This window comes from Amycolatopsis sp. NPDC104863, assembly GCF_055582965.1.
Window position 1 is genome coordinate 896,861 of sequence record NZ_JBVJOW010000002.1, and the last position, 13,860, is coordinate 910,720.

15 protein-coding genes are annotated in these 13,860 nt (G+C 71.1%); 8 read left to right on the forward strand and 7 right to left on the reverse strand.

The window, feature by feature from the left end:
• Nucleotides 1–107 precede the first annotated feature (107 nt).
• Both ACZ63J_RS13940 and ACZ63J_RS13945 read right to left on the reverse strand, forming a co-directional pair.
• Nucleotides 108–1,313 carry an alpha/beta hydrolase gene (locus ACZ63J_RS13940; RefSeq protein ID WP_465400799.1) on the reverse strand — a complete coding sequence of 402 codons (1,206 nt, stop codon included), beginning with the start codon at nucleotides 1,311–1,313 and terminating at the stop codon, nucleotides 108–110.
• Between the two features lie 146 nt (nucleotides 1,314–1,459).
• Nucleotides 1,460–2,422, reverse strand: coding sequence for an alpha/beta hydrolase (locus ACZ63J_RS13945; protein ID WP_465400800.1), 963 nt, complete (start codon nucleotides 2,420–2,422; stop codon nucleotides 1,460–1,462).
• A 155-nt stretch (nucleotides 2,423–2,577) separates the two neighbouring features.
• Here ACZ63J_RS13945 and ACZ63J_RS13950 point away from each other — a divergent pair, with 155 nt between their 5' ends.
• The 3 genes from ACZ63J_RS13950 (at nucleotide 2,578) to ACZ63J_RS13960 (ending at nucleotide 4,418) form a co-directional block, all read left to right on the forward strand.
• Entirely contained in the window at nucleotides 2,578–3,021 is a 444-nt protein-coding gene (locus tag ACZ63J_RS13950; RefSeq protein WP_465400801.1) for a MarR family winged helix-turn-helix transcriptional regulator, read from the forward strand.
• A complete protein-coding gene (locus ACZ63J_RS13955) occupies nucleotides 3,018–3,860 on the forward strand; it encodes an SAM-dependent methyltransferase (RefSeq protein WP_465400802.1) in 843 nt (280 codons plus the stop codon). The genes ACZ63J_RS13950 and ACZ63J_RS13955 overlap by 4 nt, the downstream gene beginning before the upstream one ends.
• A 90-nt stretch (nucleotides 3,861–3,950) precedes the next feature.
• Nucleotides 3,951–4,418, forward strand: coding sequence for a hypothetical protein (locus ACZ63J_RS13960; RefSeq protein WP_465400803.1), 468 nt, complete (start codon nucleotides 3,951–3,953; stop codon nucleotides 4,416–4,418).
• Here the strand turns inward: ACZ63J_RS13960 and ACZ63J_RS13965 are convergent.
• On the reverse strand, nucleotides 4,401–5,339 hold the full coding sequence (locus ACZ63J_RS13965) for a patatin-like phospholipase family protein (RefSeq protein ID WP_465400804.1): 939 nt from the start codon (nucleotides 5,337–5,339) through the stop codon (nucleotides 4,401–4,403). The two genes, ACZ63J_RS13960 and ACZ63J_RS13965, sit on opposite strands and share 18 nt — an antisense overlap.
• A 105-nt stretch (nucleotides 5,340–5,444) precedes the next feature.
• Between ACZ63J_RS13965 and ACZ63J_RS13970 the strand changes: the two genes are divergently transcribed.
• From ACZ63J_RS13970 to ACZ63J_RS13980, 3 genes are read left to right on the forward strand one after another with little or no spacing between them, the layout of a single operon-like run.
• Nucleotides 5,445–5,987, forward strand: coding sequence for a PadR family transcriptional regulator (locus ACZ63J_RS13970; RefSeq protein ID WP_465400805.1), 543 nt, complete (start codon nucleotides 5,445–5,447; stop codon nucleotides 5,985–5,987).
• Nucleotides 5,987–7,999 (forward strand): FAD-dependent oxidoreductase, encoded by a 2,013-nt coding sequence (locus tag ACZ63J_RS13975; protein WP_465400806.1) that lies wholly within the window; start codon nucleotides 5,987–5,989, stop codon nucleotides 7,997–7,999. The genes ACZ63J_RS13970 and ACZ63J_RS13975 overlap by 1 nt, the downstream gene beginning before the upstream one ends.
• A 50-nt stretch (nucleotides 8,000–8,049) precedes the next feature.
• Nucleotides 8,050–9,003 (forward strand): prephenate dehydrogenase, encoded by a 954-nt coding sequence (locus ACZ63J_RS13980; protein WP_465401005.1) that lies wholly within the window; start codon nucleotides 8,050–8,052, stop codon nucleotides 9,001–9,003.
• Here ACZ63J_RS13980 and ACZ63J_RS13985 read toward each other — a convergent pair whose 3' ends face one another.
• Together ACZ63J_RS13985 and ACZ63J_RS13990 are read right to left on the reverse strand one after the other, a co-directional pair.
• Nucleotides 9,004–9,222, reverse strand: a complete 219-nt coding sequence (locus tag ACZ63J_RS13985; protein ID WP_465313707.1) for an antitoxin — start codon at nucleotides 9,220–9,222, stop codon at nucleotides 9,004–9,006.
• 24 nt (nucleotides 9,223–9,246) lie between these two features.
• Nucleotides 9,247–11,214 carry an FUSC family protein gene (locus tag ACZ63J_RS13990; protein ID WP_465400807.1) on the reverse strand — a complete coding sequence of 656 codons (1,968 nt, stop codon included), beginning with the start codon at nucleotides 11,212–11,214 and terminating at the stop codon, nucleotides 9,247–9,249.
• A gap of 68 nt (nucleotides 11,215–11,282) precedes the next feature.
• Between ACZ63J_RS13990 and ACZ63J_RS13995 the strand changes: the two genes are divergently transcribed.
• Both ACZ63J_RS13995 and ACZ63J_RS14000 read left to right on the forward strand, forming a co-directional pair.
• A complete protein-coding gene (locus ACZ63J_RS13995) occupies nucleotides 11,283–11,732 on the forward strand; it encodes an SRPBCC family protein (protein WP_465313705.1) in 450 nt (149 codons plus the stop codon).
• A gap of 121 nt (nucleotides 11,733–11,853) precedes the next feature.
• A complete protein-coding gene (locus tag ACZ63J_RS14000; RefSeq protein ID WP_465341919.1) occupies nucleotides 11,854–12,600 on the forward strand; it encodes a polysaccharide deacetylase family protein in 747 nt (248 codons plus the stop codon).
• Here the strand turns inward: ACZ63J_RS14000 and ACZ63J_RS14005 are convergent.
• Together ACZ63J_RS14005 and ACZ63J_RS14010 are read right to left on the reverse strand one after the other, a co-directional pair.
• The gene (locus ACZ63J_RS14005; RefSeq protein ID WP_465400808.1) at nucleotides 12,597–13,076 is read right to left on the reverse strand and encodes a carboxypeptidase regulatory-like domain-containing protein; all 480 of its coding nucleotides are present in this window, start codon (nucleotides 13,074–13,076) and stop codon (nucleotides 12,597–12,599) included. The two genes, ACZ63J_RS14000 and ACZ63J_RS14005, sit on opposite strands and share 4 nt — an antisense overlap.
• Complete coding sequence (locus ACZ63J_RS14010; RefSeq protein WP_465313703.1) at nucleotides 13,073–13,678, reverse strand: RNA polymerase sigma factor; 606 nt, start codon at nucleotides 13,676–13,678, stop codon at nucleotides 13,073–13,075. Before ACZ63J_RS14010 ends, ACZ63J_RS14005 begins: the two co-directional genes overlap by 4 nt.
• Nucleotides 13,679–13,860: the final 182 nt, after the last annotated feature.

The window sequence follows — 13,860 nt, forward strand, 5'->3', positions numbered from 1 at the left end:
CGCGAACACGGGCAGCGAAACGACGCGCTCGCCCGCGGGCCCGCGCGGGCGTTGCCGGATCCGCCGACAACGATGTCAGGCAGCCCGCAGGCGACCGAGGGACCGCGCTACTGGTCCGTGTCCGCCAGCGACCCGTGGGCTCCCGAGCGGGGCAGCGGCCACGGCTGCACCCCACCGGTGGTCTCGACCTGCCGGCCGGACGGCGCCGGGGCGATCGTGTGGGCGCCGATCCACGTCAAGATGTCCGGGATCTGGGACTTGAAGGTGTTCATGTTGTGCCCCGCGTCGTGCACCCGCCACGACGAAAACTGCAGCGGCGGGCGGGCCGCGGCGCGGATCTGGTCGATCGCGAAGCTCTCGTAGCTCTCCTTGTCGCCCGAAATCGCCAGGATCTCCACCGGGGACGGGTGCAGGCGGACGTTCACGCGGACGTTGTTGGCGTCGTTGATGTCCTGACGGCCCTTGAACAGGTCCTCGGTCTCGGCGTCGATCTGGGCCTTGTCGTACCCGCTGACGCTGACCGCCTGGCCGTACCACTGCGGGTGGCGGGTCACCAGGTTCATCGCGCAGTAGCCGCCGGACGACCAGCCCGCGATCGTCCACGCCCGGCGGTTCGGGGAGACGCCGAGCTTCTGCAGGGCCCAGTCGCGCAGGTCGGCCGTCAGGTACGTGTCGTTCGCCGTGCCGTTGACCTCGTCGACGCACTCCGTGTCGTGGCCGACCTTCGGGACGCCCGTCGGGTCGGGGACGATCACCACCGTCGGCGGGAGCGCTTTCTTCGCGATCGCCGTGTCTAGCTGCTGCGGCATGCCGTAGACGGCGAAGACCTCGGGGCCGGACGGGTAGTTCGGGATCCACTCGACCGCCGGGAAGCGCAGCTCCTTGTACGCCGCGTCGAAGTACTGGGGCGGCAGGTAGACCGTGACGTCGCGGGTGAGCTTGGTGCGCCGGCCGGTCACCTTCATGTGGACGACCGTGCCCTTGCCCTCGCGGGCGTGCGCCACCCCGGTGTCGCGCAGCTTCTCGAGGTCCTCGCCGTTCTGCGCCGCCTCCGCGTCGGTGCCCTGGCCGGCGTAGACGCCGGTGCCGATCAGCGAGCCGACCGTCGGGAAGAAGCCGCCGATCATGTTGCCGGCCAGGCCGGTGCTGAGCACGACGAGCACCACGCCGAGCAGGATCGTGGCGCTGCGCCACAGCCGCTTGCGCTTCCACCGGTCCCAGAACCACGGGACGGCGATGATCGCGAGCAGCGTCAGCACGAGCACCACGATCATGGTGACCGGCGAGTCGAGCCGGATGCTGCTCAGGTGCATGGGTTCGGTCCTTCCGGGCGGGCAAGAATGCGCGCCCGGGTCGATCGGGAGTCGCGTATATATCACGTTTGAGCGGGCATGCACGTTGCGGCCCTGTGACTTGCGCCATAGGGCCGCAACGCCGTGCGGACTCAGCGATTTCTCAGTTATCGGGCCAAAGCGCGGGACAACACGGTGATCGCCTGGGTGATCGCGGCCTCCGCGGCGTGGGTCTCACGCAGGGCGTTCACCATCACGAAGTCGTGGATGATCCCCTGGTACCGGACGGCGGTGACGGGCACTCCGGCCTGACGCAGCTTCGCGGCGTACGCCTCGCCTTCGTCGCGCAGGACGTCGGCCTCGCCGGTGATCACCAGGGCCGGGGGCAACCCGGCCAGCTCGTCGAGGGACGCGCGCAGCGGGGACGCCGTGATCTCGGCGCGCTGGGCGGGGTCCGTCGTGTACTGGTCCCAGAACCACTTCATGCCTTCACGGCCGAGGAAGTACCCCTCGGCGAACTTCGTGTACGACTCGGTGTCGAAGTTCGCGTCGGTGACCGGGTAGAAGAGCACCTGCTGCCGGAAGGTGACGTCGCCGCGCTGCTTGGCCAGCAGGGTCAGCGCCGCGGTCATGTTCCCGCCGACGGAGTCGCCGGCGATCGCGATGCGCGAGGTGTCCAGACCATGCGACGCGCCGTGCGAAGCAACCCACTTCGCGACCGCGTAGCTCTGCTCGATGGCGACCGGGTAGCGCGCCTCCGGCGAGCGGTCGTACTCGGGGAACACGACGGCCGCGCCGACGCCGGCGGCGAGCTCGCGCACCAGGCGCTGGTGGGTGTGGAAGTCGCCGAACACCCAGCCGGCGCCGTGGATGTAGAGGATCACCGGCAGCGGGCCCTCGACGCCCTCGGGGCGGACGATCCGGGTCTCGACCTCGCCGGTCGGGCCCCCGGGCACCTTGAGGACCTCGATCGAAGCGGGGGCCATGGCGACCTCGCCGTCCTGGACGCCGTCGACGGCCTTGCGCCCTTCCTCCGGCGGCAGCTGGAACAGGTACGGCGGCTGGTCGGTGGCCTCGGCGAACGCCTGCGCGGCCGGTTCGAGGGCGAGGTTCTGCGGGTTGGCGGTCATGACGTCCTCCTCGGGGCGGTACGAGCTGATGTCATGAAGGTAGCTCCCAACTGAGTTGTGCACAACTCAATGGCGTCCAATGAGATTAAGGGCACTTAGGTTGCCGCGCCGGTCGGCAGCCGGGATCATGGAGAGTTACGAGAGAGGAGGACGCCATGGCGTCACTGCGGCTGGACGACCAGCTCTGCTTCGGGCTGTACTCGGCGTCGCGCGCGGTGACGGCGCTGTACCGGGTCGTCCTGGAGGACCTCGACCTGACCTACCCCCAGTACCTGGTGATGCTGGCGCTCTGGGAGCGGGACCACCGGCTCGTGAAGGAGCTCGGCGCGGAGCTGAACCTCGACTCGGGCACGCTGTCGCCGCTGCTCAAGCGCCTGCACGCCGCCGGTCTGGTCGAACGCAACCGGCAGGCCGACGACGAGCGCGCGGTCCGGGTCAGCCTCAGCGAAACCGGCAAGGCGCTGCGCGAGAAGGCCGAAGGCATCCCCGGCGTGATCGGCACGGCGATGGGCCTCGACGACGCCGGCGTGGCCCGGATGCGCGCCGAGCTCGACCGGCTGACAGAGTCGATGAACGCCTACCGGGAGGCCCGGTCATGATCAACCACGACGACGCGCTCAAGGCGGTCGAAAGCAGCCTCGACCGCCCGTCGGCCGCGCGGATCTACGACTACTTCATCGGCGGGAACACGCACTACGCGATCGACCGCGACTTCGCCGAGAAGGTCCGCGCGCGGCTGCCGCTGATGGGCGAGTACTGCCTGACCAGCCGCCAGTTCCTCGGCCGCGCGGTCCGCGAGTGCGTGCGCGCCGGCATCCGGCAGTTCGTCGACATCGGCTCCGGGCTGCCGACCGCGGGCAACGTCCACGAGGTCGCCGACGAACAGCGCGAAGAGCTCGACACGCGGGTGCTCTACATCGACAACGAGCCCATCGCCCTCGCGCACTCGACGCTGCTGCTCGCCGACACCGCCGACCCGGAGCGCCACCACGCGATCGCCGCGGACTTCCTGCAGCCGGAAGACCTCTGGGACCGCGTCGCGAGCTCCGACATCATCAACGTCCGCGAGCCGGTCGCCCTGGTGATCAACGCCGTCATGCACTTCATCAAGGACGACGCGAACCCGGACGAGCTGCTGGAGTTCTACCGCGACCGGCTGGCGCCCGGCTCGCTGCTGGTGCTGTCGCAGATGACCAACGAGAACCCGGTCAACGACGACGAGCGGCAGGCGCTGATCGACCTGCTCGAGTACTACGAGACCACGACGAACCCCGGGTTCCTGCGCCCGATGGCCGAGTTCGAACGCTTCTTCGGCGGCTGGCCGATGCTCGAGCCGGGGCTGGTCTACGCGCCCGCGTGGCACCCGGACGAGCACACCGTCTTCGCCGCTTCGCCGTCCGAGTCGCGGGTCATCGGCGGCATCGCGCGCAAGCCCTGATCCACCTGGCTTCAACCCCCGGGTTGACGTCTTCACGCCGGCACGCGGGCACCGTGGTGATCGAGAGATCGACACGGAAAGGGAACGCTCGTGAACAGCTCGGTCAACATCCTCATCGGACTCGTGGTGCTGGCCTGGCTGCTGTGGCGCCAGACGCAGAAGCGCCTGGTGCGCGAGGACCGCAAGCCCACCGTGCTGCTGGTGCTGGTGGTGCTCGGGATCATCCAGCTGAGCAACTACCTCAAGTCCGCCTCGGCGTCGGCCCTGGTGATCGTGCTGCTCGTGGCCAGCCTGGTGCTCGCGGCGGGCTTCGGCGTCGTCCGCGCGCACAGCGTCAAGCTCTGGCGGGAGGACGGGCAGCTGTGGCGCCAGGGCACCTGGCTCACGATCGTGCTGTGGGTGGTCGCGATCGGTGTCCACATCGGACTCGACGTGCTCTTCGACAGCAGCGCCAAGGGCCTGTCCGGCGCGTCGATCCTGCTCTACCTGGCGGTTTCCCTCGGGGTGCAGCGGCTGGTCGTGCAGTCCCGCGCCACCCGGCTAGGAAGCTTCGCGTAGGCCTTCCAGGAGGTCGAGGACGGCCGCCTTGCCGAGGTCGACGGCCCGGTGCAGCACGGCGGGATCCCGTTCCAGCACCACGACGTCGGGTGACCCGGCGGGCGGGCGGATGCTGAGGATGCGCGGATCGGCGGCCAGCACGTCTTCGTCCTCGACGTCACGCCGGTAGGTGTCACGCCACGCGGGGATCGCGCCGGGGGCCTGGCGGCGCAGGAACCGCGGCACCACGACGTCGTACGCCCTGGGTGGCGGGACCGGCAGCTCGTCGGCTCGGCGGGTGCGCAGCACGAGGACGTCGGTCGCGTCCTGGGCCAGCGCCGTGCGGTACGGGATCGGCTCGGCGACACCGGCGTCGACGAACCGGCGGCCGGCCATCGGGATCGGCGGGCCGGCCAGCACCGGCATGCAGGACGACGCCGCGAGCGCGACCTTGATCGCGTCGACGTCGTCGAGGAAGGGGTGCAGGTCGGTCGACTCCCCCGTGTCGGCGTCGGTGGCGAGCGGGTGGAACGTCACCGGGTTGGCCAGGATCGCCGGGAAGTCCATCGGCTCCAGCACCGAATAGACCTGGTGGACGAGGTATTCGAGGTCGATCACCGCGCGGCCGCGCAGGGTGTGCAGCGGGTTGATGATCCGGCGCATGACGACCGGGTTCCACCAGGTCCGCACGCCGGTGGACGAGCGGCCGCAGAGCAGCCAGGCGCCGTTCAGCGCGCCGGCCGAGGAGCCGTAGACGGCGTCGAACGCGGGCGTGACGCCGAGCTCGTCCAGCGCCAGGACCATGCCGCTCGAGTACGTGCCGCGGCTGCTGCCGCCTTCGATGGCCAGCGCGAGACGACGGCCGTCGGTGCGTTCGCCCGGGACACTGCCCGTCGCCATCCGTTCGGAGATCAGTTCGAGTACCGGGTGCACTCCTCCCATCCTGGTCTTTTCGCTCGATTAGTCGACCCGATTTGCCCACCCAGGGGGGTGAAGTGATGCGCGCCTCGTTGCACTGCACCTAGTTGCATATGCATCCTGATGCGCATGGCACTGGAGCACGCGATCCTCGTCTCGCTGTCCGAGCGCGCCGGCTCGGGCTACGAGCTCACGCGCCGGTTCGAGAAGTCGATCGGGCTGTTCTGGAGTGCCACCCACCAGCAGATCTACCGCGTGCTGAAGCGGATGGAAGAGGCCGGCTGGGTCGCCGTCGACGTCGTCGCGCAGTCGGGGCGGCCGGACAAGAAGGTCTACACGGTCGGCGACGGCGGCCGCGCCGAGCTCGTCCGCTGGCTGGCCGAGCCGGACCCGTCAGCCGGGCCGGTCGAACTCGCCGTGAAGATCCGCGGCGCCACCTTCGGCGATCCCGCGGCGGTCGCAGCGGAGATCGTGCGGCACCGCGCGAGCCACGCCGAACGCCTCGACGTCTACCGCCAGATCGAGAAGCGCGACTTCCCCGCGCCCGCCGGCCTCACCGGTCAGCACCTGCACCAGTACCTGGTCCTGCGCGGCGGCATCCGCGTCGAAGAGGGCCAGGTCGAGTGGTTCGACGAAGTCCTCGCCGCCTTCCACCACCCGAAGGACGCTTGATGAGCCAGTACCCGAACCTGCTGTCGCCGCTGGACCTCGGCTTCACGACACTGCGCAACCGCGTGCTGATGGGGTCGATGCACACCGGCCTGGAGGACAAGGCCGCGCACTTCCCCGAGCTCGCCGAGTACTACGCCGAGCGCGCCCGCGGTGGCGTCGGGCTGATCGTCACCGGCGGGTTCGCGCCGAACAAGACCGGCTGGCTGCTGCCGCTCGCCTCGAAGCTGACGACGTCCGCCGAGGCCCGGCAGCACCGGCAGCTCACCGCGCCGGTGCACGAGGCCGGCGGCAAGATCGCGCTGCAGGTCCTGCACGCCGGGCGGTACGCCTACCACCCGCTGAGCGTGTCCGCGTCGAGCATCAAGGCGCCGATCAACCCGTTCCGGCCGCGCGCGCTGACCGGCCACGGCGTCCGAAAGCAGATCAACGCCTTCGCCGACTGCGCCGCTCTCGCGCGCGAAGCGGGCTACGACGGCGTGGAGATCATGGGCTCCGAGGGTTACCTGATCAACCAGTTCCTGGCCGAGCGCACCAACAAGCGCACCGACGCCTGGGGTGGCACACCGGAGAAACGCCGCCGGTTCGCCGTCGAAATCGTCAAGCGCACCAGGGAAAAGGTCGGCGACGACTTCATCATCGTCTACCGGCTTTCCATGCTCGACCTGGTGGCAGGCGGCCAGCGCTGGGAAGACGTCGTCGCGCTCGCGAAGGACGTCGAAGCCGCCGGTGCGACGATCATCAACACCGGCATCGGCTGGCACGAGGCCCGGGTGCCGACGATCGTCACGTCGGTGCCGCGTGCCGCGTTCACCTGGGTGACCGGGAAGCTCAAGCCGCACGTGGGCATCCCGGTCGTCACGTCGAACCGGATCAACATGCCGCAGGTCGCCGAGGAGGCCTTGGCGGGCGGCGACGCCGATCTCGTGTCGATGGCGCGGCCGTTCCTCGCCGACCCCGAGTGGATCCGCAAGGCCGAGACCGGCCGCGAGGACGAGATCAACACCTGCATCGCCTGCAACCAGGCCTGCCTGGACCACGCGTTCAAGCGCAAGCTCGTGTCCTGCATGGTCAACCCGCGCGCCGGCCACGAGACCACGCTGACGCTCGCGCCGACCCGGCGCTCGAAGCACGTCGCCGTCGTCGGCGCCGGGCCCGCCGGGCTGTCGGCGGCGACCGCGCTCGCCGAACGCGGCCACCGCGTCGAGCTCTTCGAGGCCGACGACGAGATCGGCGGCCAGTTCGGCATCGCGCGGCGGATCCCCGGCAAGGAGGAGTTCGCCGAGACGATCCGCTACTACCAGCGGCGCCTCGAGGTGACCGGCGTGAAGCTGCACCTCGGGACGCGCGTCACGGCGAAGGACCTGACCGGCTTCGACGAGGTCGTGCTGGCCACCGGTGTCGCGCCGCGGGTGCCGTCGCTGCCCGGCATCGACCACCCGAAGGTGCTGTCCTACGTCGACGTCGTCCGGCACGGGAAGCCGGTCGGCGAGCGAGTCGCCGTGATCGGCGCCGGCGGCATCGGCGTCGACGTCTCCGAGTTCCTGACCCACACGGACTCCCCCGCGCTCGACCGGGACGCGTGGATGGCCGAATGGGGTGTCACCGACCCGGAACAGGCGGCGGGCGGGCTCACCGAACCGAAGCCCGAGCCGTCGCCGCGGCAGGTCTACCTGCTGCAGCGCAAGAAGTCCGGGATCGGCGCCGGGCTCGGCAAGACCTCCGGCTGGGTGCACCGCGCCGCGCTCAAGGCGAAGGGCGTCGAGCGCATTCCCGGGGTCACCTACGACCGCATCGACGACGCGGGCCTGCACATCACCGTCGACGGCCGGCCGCGGCTGCTCGAAGTCGACACGGTGGTCGTCTGCGCCGGTCAGGAACCCGTGCGGGACCTCGACGACGCGCTGCGCGCCGCCGGGCTCACCGCGCACCTGATCGGCGGCGCCGACGTCGCGGCCGAACTGGACGCAAAACGCGCCATCGACCAGGGGACGCGGCTCGCGGCGGCGCTGTAGCCCGGAAGCGGCCCGGCACTGGCAGGATGGGCCCCGTGCGAGACGTATGCGTGATCGGGCTCGGGCTGATCGGCGGTTCGCTGCTGCGCGCGGCCGCCGCGAGCGGCCGCACGGCGTGGGGCGCCGCGGTTTCCGAAGTGGACGCCGACGCGGCGAGCAGAGCGGGTTTCGACGTCACGACCGACGTCGAAGCGGCCCTGCACCGGGCCGCGGCCGAGGACGCCATGGTCGTGCTGGCCGTGCCGCTCCCGGCGGTCGAGGACCTGCTGCGGCTGGTCGGCCAGCACGCGTCGCACTGCCTGCTCACCGACGTGACCAGCGTGAAAGCGCCGGTCCTGGACGCCGTCCGCCGCCGGGTGCCGTACACGCGCTACGTCGGCGGGCACCCGATGGCCGGGACGTCGAACTCCGGCTGGCTCGCCGGGGACGCCGGGCTGTTCCAGGGCGCGGCGTGGGTGGTCGGGGTCGAGGAGGACACCGACCTCGAAGCCTGGGCCGAGGTCGCGCAGTTCGTGCTGGACGTCGGGGCGCACGTCGTCCCGCTGCCCGCGGAGTCGCACGACGAAGCCGTCGCCCGGATCTCCCACCTGCCGCACCTGTTCGCGGCGATCCTCGCCACGATCGGCGCCGAGGGCGGGCCGCTCGCGATGTCGCTGGCCGCCGGGTCCTACCGCGACGGCACGCGCGTCGCCGGGTCGAGCCCGCAGCTCGTGCGCGCGATGACCGAAGGCAACCGGGACGCGCTGCTGCCGATCGTCGACGAGGCGCTCGGCCGGCTCGGCGCGGCGCGCGGCTCACTGGCGTCGACCGGCGGCCTGGCGGCCACGATCAACGCCGGACACGAAGGCGCGCAAGCACTCGTGGCCAGCCTCGACGTCGAGCGCGCCGGGGTCCGGATCAGCCTGGCGGCCCCCGACGCGCGCGACGGCCTGATCGCGCTCGGCGAACGCGGCGGCCGGGTCACCGGCCTCGCGGACGGGATCGCGACCGGCGAGGTGCAGTAGCTACTGGGCGGGCGGCGGGGTCGGCTCGTCCGGCTTGCTGTCGAACTTGTTGAGGAAGTCCTTCGCCTTCTCGACACCGCCGTCGATCTGCGAGTCGTGGCCGGAGAACTTCGACTTCGCGAAGTCCGCCGCCTTGTCGAGCCCCTGCTCGATCTTGTCGTTGTGCTCACGCAGGGCCTCTTCGGCCTTGCCCTTCAACGCGTCGAAGTCGATTCCCATGCCCCCAATTGAACAGCACTCGCCTCACGTGCGCCTGTGGTAAGGCAGGAACCGCCGCACGAGCCGCAGCGGAGTGCGTTCCACCAGGTCGGGACCGCGGACGGCGTCGAACGCCGACTCCAGCTGGTCGACCACCCCGGCCAGCTGCGGCGCGTCCGGCAGCGGCATCGACCGCGGCTCCCGCTGCTCGCGGATCGACGCGGCCAGCTCGTCGATCGCCGCGGTGAGCAGCTCGACGTCGCCGGGCTCCGGCGGCCGCACCCCGCGCCCGATCGTCACGCCGACCTCGGTGACGGCGTCCGCGACCCGTTCCTGCGCGGCGATCACCGGCCACCACGCGACCGCCTGGCGGCCGTTCGCGGACGGCTCGACGACCACCTGCTGGAACGCCGTCCGCAGGTCGGCCAGCGCGCGGTAGGCGCCGCGCCGGGCCCGCGACCGCGCGAGCCGCGCGTCTCCCGAGGAGGCTTCGACCAGCGCGCACGAGACGTACTTCGCGACCGCGTCCAGCCCGTCGGCCAGCCGCCCGCCGACCTGGGGACGCCGGCTGCCCGGCCACAGCAGGTACCCGAAGACGAGCACGATCACGCAGCCCAGCACGGTGTCGAGCAGCCGCGCCACCACGACGTTCCAGCTCCCGGTGTTGGCCAGGTCCATCTGCAGGATGATCAACGGCGTCACGAACGCGCTGAGGATGCCGTAGTTGCGCACCTTCCCGACCGCGACACCGCCGGCGAAGATCGCGATCAGCGCGACCAGCACCCAGCCGTGCCCGCCGACGCCGAGCACCACGGCGCCGACCCCGACGCCGACCACCGTGCCGATCCCGCGCAGCACCGCCCGGCCGAAGACCGAGCCGAAGTCGGGCTTGAGCACGATGCCCACGGTCAGCGTGATCCAGTACGACCGCTCCAGCGGCACGAGCAGGCCGACCACCTCGGCGATCGCGACGCACAACGTCAGCCGCAGCGCCGCGATCCAGGTCAGCGGGCCGGACGCCAGCGAGCCCGCCCACTCGCGCAGGCGCCGGTACCAGGGGGTCGGCTCGCGGCGCTTGCGGTCGTCACCCTTGCCGATCCGGACCAGGCCCGCGTGCAGCGCGGCGCGCAGCGGGTCGGTGTCGTCGCCGGGTTCGGGCGGGGGTTCGGGCAGCGGCTGGCTGGCCAGGACCGCGGCCGACAGCGCGACGAAGTGGTCGATGACCTCCGGCGTCGTGCGGCGGCCGGCGTTGACCATCGCCACCGACGCCTCGACCGCGGGCGTGGTCGCGGAGAGCAGGTTGAGCAGCTGGCGGTAGGCGGCGTCGCGGCCGGACAGCCACGAGCGTGCGGTGAGCAGCTGGTCGTAGGCGGTGTTCATCGCCGTGGTCAGCCGGTGGCGGGCCACCCGCGAGACGGCTTCGTCGGTCGCCGAGAGCATCGCGGCCAGCTCGACGTAGACGTGCGCGACGGCGGTGCGCTCGGGGCTGGTCGCCCGGAACGTCCAGCTGGCGAGCGCGACCACGAAGCTCCACGCGGCGCCGAGGCAGAAGAAGCCGAGCAGGACCTCGACGCGGACGCCGGTCGCGTGCTGGCCGGTGCCGAGCACGCAGAACACGAACATCTGCAGGCCGGCGACGGACGCGTTGCTGCCACCGGCGCTGATCAGCGCGGACACGCCGGCGACCACGATCACCGCGGGCACCGACAGCGCGGGCGTGCCGCCGGTGAGCAGCCCGACGAGGTAGCCGGCGGTCGCCGCCAGCGTCGCGCCGCCGAGCCGCCGGGCGCGGTAGCGGTAGGGCCCGGCCGACTCCGACAGCACGGCCGGCAACGCGCCGGTCGAGATGAGCGCGCCGACGGCGATGTCGCCGGCCGCGTACGCGACCGCGAGCGGGACGGCCAGCGCGATGACCGCCCGGGCAACCATGTTCCACGGCACCGGGACGGGCTTGCTGCGCAGGAGCTGGACCAGCCAGTGGGGCGCGGCGAGGTCGGGGCGCGGCGTGCTCACGCCCCCATCTTGACCTACGCTGCCGGGAACGCTTAATTATCAGTCTGTCAACAACGTGGGAGGTTCCGGTGGGCCGCAAGTTCTCCTTCGAGGTCAACCGCACGAGCAGCGCGCCACCGGAGGCGCTGTTCGAGCGGGAGACCGACGGCCCGCGCTGGGCGGAGTGGGGAAAACCACTCATCGTGCAGGCCCGGTGGAAGCGCCCGGGCGCCGACGACCCCAGCGGCGTCGGCGCGGTTCGTGAGGTCGGTCTCTGGCCGGTGCTGATCCGCGAGGAGACGCTCGAGTACGAGCCCGGCCGCAAGCACGTCTACACGTTCTTCGGGGCCAACCCGATCAAGGACTACCGCGCCGAGGTGCTCTTCACCCCGACCGCCGACGGCGGCACGCACCTGCGGTGGACCGGGTCGTTCACCGAACCGGTCCGCGGCAGCGGCCCGGTGCTGGCCGCCGGCCTGCGCGCCACGATCCGCCTGTTCTCGGCCAAGCTGGTCAAGGCGGCCGAAACCGGGCGCTGACCTGGGTGGCTCCGGCCACACAAGATCACCGGACGCAACGTAGTCCCCCTCTGGAACGTCACCCGATCGTGTAGTTCTGCACTACACGAAAGGGGGATGTGGGATGAAGCGCGTGGCAGCGGTGGTAATGGCGGCAGCACTGGCACTGACGGCCTGTTCGGCGGCCGAGCCGGACCACCGGGAGTTCGGCGCCAGCCAGCCGAACCCGGCGCCCGGGGCCGGCCCCGGCGTCAAGACGTCCGGGCCGTACCCGTTCGGCACGGTCCAGCAGAAGGCCCCGGCGATCACGAACGGCCAGGTCCCGGTGGTCAAACGGATCCCGACCGACAAGCCGTACGTGTTCCTGACCATGGACGACGGCGCGGTGAAGGACCCGGACGCGCTGAAGCTGATGCAGCAGAACGGCACCCACCCGGTGCTGTTCCTGAACCAGAAGTACGTGAAGGGCCACGAGGCCTACTTCAAGCAGATCCTCGACGCCACCGGCGCGACGCTCGGCGACCACACGGTCGACCACCCGAACCTCAAGGGCAAGCCGTACGAGTTCCAGCGCAAGGAGATCTGCGAGGACGCGGACGACTTCCAGGCGTCGCTCGGTGTCCGGCCGTCGCTGTTCCGGCCGCCCTTCGGCAACTACGACCAGAACACGCTGCGCGCGGCGGCGGCGTGCGGAATGCGCGCGGCGGTGCTGTGGACGGCCGCGGTCAACGACGGGCACGTCCAGTTCCAGGCCGGCGACAAGCTCAAGGCCGGTGACGTCGTGCTGATGCACTTCCGGAAGACGTTCAAAGAGGACTACACGGCGTTCGTCGAGCAGGCGAAGAAGGACGGGCTGACCCCCGTCCCCCTGGCCGACTTCCTGGGTTAAAGCACCACCGTCGGGGTCACGACGGTCCGCCGGCACGCCACGTCCCCGAGGTGCACGAGGATCTGCGTCGTCCCGCACGGCACGTTGTCCAGCACGAACCGGCCGCCTTCGTCGGCGGTTGTGGACGACGTGCCGTGCTCGGCCACGCGCACCTCGACGCCGAACTGCCCGGCCGGCACCAGCCAGCCGTCGATGCGGTGCAGCTTGCCGTTCTTCGTCAGGTTGATCATCACGGTCAGGTCGCTGACGGTGAAGGTGATCGTCCCGGTGCCGCCGCCGCGGACGCCGGCGAGGTTGTCCAGCCGCTCCCACCGCGCGACCTCGACGTCGAGGTCCTCGAGGGCGAGCGCGAACTGGACCCGCTGCACCAGGTCGTCCGGCGGGGGATCGAGCTCGTCGAGCAGGCGGCCGATGTCGGCCAGCAGGATCTCGTCGTCTCGGAAGGCTTGGCCTTCCGGCGCCCCGACGTCGTTCATCGGCTTCCCCCTTCGCTGGCGAGGAGATCTCGCATCTGGTCGAGGCAGCGCCCCCTGGTCGGCCCGACGCTGCCGCGCGGCATGCGCAGCGCCTCGGCGACGAGCTGGTACTCCGCGCGGCCCGCGAGGACGGTCAGCCGGAGCAGCTCCTGACAGCGGTCGGGCAGCCGGACGAAGGCGCGCCAGACCCGGCGGTCGCGGTCGGCGCGGACGGCTTCGTCTTCGGGTGCCGGTTGGGTGCTCGGCATGGCTTCGGCGACTTCGTCGCTCAGCGGCACGGCCTGCATGCGGCGGCCGAAGGGGTGGGTGGCCTCGCGCCGGGTGGTGGTGATCAGCCAGGCGGCGAGGGCTTTGGGGTCGCGGAGCTTGCCGAGCTGGCTGAACAGCGCCAGCCACACGGTCTGGACGACGTCTTCGGCGACGGCGCGGTCGAGGCCGTTGGCCCGGGCGACGTGCCACACGAGCGGCGTCAGCTCGGCGACGAGGCGGTCCATGGCCCGGCGGTCGCCGTCACGGGCGGCCTGCATGCACGCGGCGTGCAGCTCGGCGCCGGACAAGCCCTCCCAAGGCGGGTCTACCTCTGTGGTTTGCACGTCGGTCACCGTATCTGCCCCTCTTCGGAAACGTCTTCGAGTCGGCTTCGGCAGTATCGCGGGTCCTTCGGGGGGAAGGAGCGTGCAGGTGGATCTCGGATGCATCAAGTCACTTACTTCGTCGGTCGCTACCGGTCACTGACGGGAGGTACCGGCCGACGCGAGCGGGTGGACCCGCGCCGGCCGATACT